The organism is Rathayibacter sp. AY1C2, from assembly GCF_002931195.1.
Lineage (GTDB): Bacteria > Actinomycetota > Actinomycetes > Actinomycetales > Microbacteriaceae > Rathayibacter.
Genome location: NZ_PSWG01000042.1, coordinates 1 through 3,941 on the forward strand (window position 1 = coordinate 1; position 3,941 = coordinate 3,941).

Below are 3,941 nucleotides of genomic sequence, written 5' to 3' on the forward strand. Positions count from 1 at the left end.
CTCCCGGCCTGCCTGCGGGTCGTCGTCGGCAGGGGTCATCGGGTCTCCTTCGGGGCGGGGACGGGGCGCGGCACCTCGATGATCCGTCCTCGCGGAGCGCCTCGGGAGGCCGGGCGCGAACGCTCACGAGGCAGGCGCGCCAGAACGTCAGAACGCGCCAGTGGACCGTGCCGCCGAGCTGTGCCAACGGCACCGCGGAACGTGCCACGCGCCTCCGAGTGCCCGCTGCGCCCCGTTTGGTGACGGCCTACGCTCACCGGATGGACGAGGTGCGGGACGCGTACGGCGCGCGGGCGGAGGAGTACGCGGCGCTGCTCGGATCGGTCGACGCGGGGCCCGCGGCCGACCGCGAGCTGATCGGGTCGTGGGCCGACGGGCTGGAGGGCACGGTCGCCGACGTGGGCTGCGGGCCCGGGCACTGGACGGAGTTCCTCCAGCGCCGCGGAGCCGCCGCGATCGGCGTCGACCCGGTGCCGGAGTTCGTCGCGCTGGCTCGAGCGCGGTTCCCGGACGTCCCGTTCCGGCTCGGATCGGCGCTCGAGCTCGACGTCGATCGCCTCGGGGGCGTTCTCGCGTGGTACTCGCTCATCCACCTGCCGCCGGCGGAGCTGCCCGGCGCGGTCGCGGCGCTCGCCGCGCACCTCCGACCGGGCGGAAGCCTGCTGATCGGCTTCTTCGAAGGGCCGCGCTCGGAGGCGTTCGCGCACGCCGTCGCACCGGCGTGGTTCCATCCGCTCGCCGAGATGCGCGCGCTCGCCGAGCAGGCCGGCCTCGAGGTGACCCACTCCCTCCGCCGCAGCGCCCCCGGCGTCCGCGACCACGGCGAGCTGATCGCTGTCCGCCCCCGCTGACGCCGAGCTGATCGCCGGCCTGTGATCCGGACGCCGCCGACGCCGCGCTGGTTCCGTGCTGACGGCACCCGCTCCCGCTGGTCATCGGCGGCCGACGTCCCGGCCCACCGCATCCCCTCGAGACACCACCGCCCCGCCGGGACGCCGCCGTCTCAGCGGTGCCGCGGCGGTGTCCCGGCGGACGAGGGCCCCCGCGCCTAGAGGCGGTCGGCGCGCCACTCCGTGGGGATCTCCTCGCCGCGGCGGAACGCCTCCTCCTCGCGCTCGCGCAGCTCGACGCGGCGGATCTTGCCCGAGATCGTCTTGGGCAGGGGGTGGAACTCGAGGCGCCGCACCCGCTCGAAGGAGGAGAGCAGCTCGCGGGTGTGGGCGAAGATCGCGCTCGCCGTCTCGGCGGTCGGCTCCCAGCCCTCGGCGAGGGTGACGTACGCCTTCACCACGCTGTGGCGCACCTCGTCCGGAGCCGGCACCACCGCGGACTCGGCGACGGCGGGGTGCTGCAGCAGCACGCTCTCGACCTCGAACGGCGAGATCTTGAAGTCGGAGGACTTGAAGATGTCGTCGGTGCGGCCCACGAAGGTGATCGTGCCGTCGACCGCGCGGACCGCCACGTCGCCGGTGTGGAAGTAGCCGTCGGCGCGGGCGCGCTCGGTGCGGTCCTCGTCGCCGAGGTAGCCGGACATCAGGTTGACGGGCTCGACGGAGAGGTCGAGGCAGATCTCACCGGTGGAGGCGGGCTCGCCGGTCAGCGGATCGACGAGGGCGATGGCGACGCCGGGCAGCGCGCGGCCCATCGCTCCGGGGACCACGGGGGCGCCGGGCGGGTTCGCGGTGATCGCGGTGGTCTCGGTCTGGCCGTAGCCGTCGCGGATGGTGAGTCCCCACTCCCGCTCGACGGTCGCGATGACCTCGGGGTTGAGCGGCTCGCCCGCCGAGAGGATCTCGGTCAGCGCGCGCGGCTTCGCTCCGAGCGCCGACTGGATCAGCATCCGCCACACGGTCGGCGGTGCGCAGAACGTGGTGACCTCGGCCCGGTCGAGCTGCTGGTGCAGAGCGGTGGGGGAGAAGCGGCTGTAGTTGTAGACGAACACCGTCGCCTCGGCGTTCCACGGCGCGAAGAAGCAGCTCCACGCGTGCTTGCCCCAGCCCGGCGAGCTGATCGCCATGTGCACGTCGCCCGGCTGGACGCCGAGCCAGTACATCGTGCTGAGGTGCCCCACGGGGTACGACTCGTGCGTGTGCACGACCATCTTGGGCTTCGAGGTGGTGCCGGAGGTGAAGTAGATCAGGCACGGATCGGAGCTTCGGACGACCACGGTCGGGCTGATGCCGAAGGGCTCGAGCGAGTCGGCGTAGTCGAGCCAGCCCTCGACGGCGCCGCCGACCGCGATACGGCCGAAGCCGCCCTCCATCTCGTCGAACTTGGCTGTCTCGGAGGCGTCCGCGATGACGTGCGCGACCTCGCCGCGCTCGAGGCGGTCGGCCAGATCGGCGGGTGAGAGCAGGGTCGTCGTGGGGAGGATGACCGCGCCGAGCTTCATGATCGCGAGCATCGACTCCCACAGCTCGAGGCGGTTGCCGAGCATGAGCATCACGTGATCGCCCTGCTCGACGCCGACCGAGTGGAGCCAGGCGGCGACCTCGTCGGAGCGCCAGCGCATCCGGTCGAAGGAGTACTTCTCCTCGGAGCCGTCCTCCTCCACGATCCAGAGGGCGGGGCGCTCGTTGCCGATGGCGATCGAGTCGAACCAGTCCACCGCCCAGTTGAAGCGGGGCCCGACGTCCGGCCACTGGAAGGCCTCGTTCGCGGCGACCGCATCAGTGCGGTGCTGCAGGAGGGTGTCGCGGGCGGCGCGGAAGCTCCCGGTGGGGTTCATGCATGTCTCCGTAGCGGTCGAGGTCCGGCCGCTGGCGGGACCGACCCCCATTCTGCTCCCGCCGCGGTGCCGGGTGCTGCGCGACGGAGGCCCGGTGGGGATGTCCGTCGGAGGGAGCACCTGTGGAGGAGCGGCCGAGTCCGTTTCACGAAGGACGCGGCGTCAGCGGGAGAGTGGAGGGCTCGCCCGCCGCAGCAGGCGCTCCCTCCGCTCCCTCCGCGGGACCTCAGTACTTGATGGACTGACCGCCGTCGATCGGGAGGACGGTCGCGTTCACGTACGAGGCGTCGTCCGAGAGGAGGAAGGCGACGACCGAGGCGATCTCGTCGGCCTCGCCGTAGCGCTTGGTCGGGTTGACCTGGATGAACTCCTCGGCCGCCTTGCGCGGGTTCTGCGGGTCGAGCTGCTTCATCGAGTTCTCGACCATCGGGGTCCAGATGGCCCCGGGCGCGATCGCGTTGATGCGGATGCCGAACTCGCCGTACTCGATCGCGGAGTTGCGGGTGAGGCCGACGACGCCGTGCTTGGCGGCCGCGTAGCCGGACTGATTGCCGATCGCGGTGATGCCGCCGACGCTCGCGGTGTTGACGACCATGCCCGAGCCCTGCTCGCGCATCACCTTCAGCACCTTCTCGAGGCCGAGGAACACGCCCCGGAGGTTGATCGCGACGACCTTGTCGAACTCGTCGGCCGCGAAGTCCTCGGTGAGGTTCTGGCGGCCCTCGATGCCGGCGTTGTTGAAGAAGCCGTCGATGCGGCCGAACGCCTCGAGGGTGCGCGCGACATAGGCGTCGACGTCCGCCTCCTTCGACACGTCGGCGAGGACGGTGATCGACTCGGTGCCCTCGGGCAGGACGTCGACCGTGGCGGCGAGGCCCTGCTCGGAGATGTCGACGAGGACGAGCTTCGCGCCCTCCTGGGCGAGGCGGACGGCTGCGGCGCGGCCCAGGCCGGATCCGCCTCCGGTGATGAGGACGACGCGGTCGGTGAAGCGGGTGCTGGTGGTGGTCATGACGACTCCTGCTCGAAGAGGGATGGGCTCGGAGGCCGTGCGGTCGGCGAGTCCGTATCCATGCGTCTGCATGCAATTGACTCCACGATACGCCACAGGTGTCGGTTGAGTCTGAGTGCGCGGTCAGGGATGGAGTGATCCGGGCTGCGGGCGCCCGCAGCCCGGATCACTCCATCCCTGACCGCGCACTCAGACTCAACC

3 protein-coding genes are annotated in these 3,941 nt (G+C 71.6%); 1 reads left to right on the plus strand and 2 read right to left on the minus strand.

The features are described from left to right. Positions 1 to 260 precede the first annotated feature (260 nt). Positions 261 to 851 (plus strand): trans-aconitate 2-methyltransferase, encoded by a 591-nt coding sequence (locus C5C55_RS16170; protein ID WP_104234627.1) that lies wholly within the window; start codon positions 261 to 263, stop codon positions 849 to 851. Positions 852 to 1,048: 197 nt separating this feature from the next. On the opposite strand, the gene C5C55_RS16175 is transcribed toward C5C55_RS16170, so the two are convergent. After that, positions 1,049 to 2,728, minus strand: coding sequence for an AMP-binding protein (locus C5C55_RS16175; protein ID WP_104234625.1), 1,680 nt, complete (start codon positions 2,726 to 2,728; stop codon positions 1,049 to 1,051). A gap of 226 nt (positions 2,729 to 2,954) precedes the next feature. After that, positions 2,955 to 3,740: a glucose 1-dehydrogenase gene (locus C5C55_RS16180; RefSeq protein ID WP_258072576.1), complete on the minus strand. Its 786-nt coding sequence runs from the start codon at positions 3,738 to 3,740 to the stop codon at positions 2,955 to 2,957. Positions 3,741 to 3,941 lie beyond the last annotated feature (201 nt).

Coding starts and splice junctions, on each gene's coding strand:
- C5C55_RS16170 (WP_104234627.1), top strand. CDS start 261: ATGGACGAGGTGCGGGACGCGTACGGCGCGCGGGCGGAGGAGTACGCG.
- C5C55_RS16180 (WP_258072576.1), bottom strand. CDS start 3,740: ATGACCACCACCAGCACCCGCTTCACCGACCGCGTCGTCCTCATCACC.
- C5C55_RS16175 (WP_104234625.1), bottom strand. CDS start 2,728: ATGAACCCCACCGGGAGCTTCCGCGCCGCCCGCGACACCCTCCTGCAG.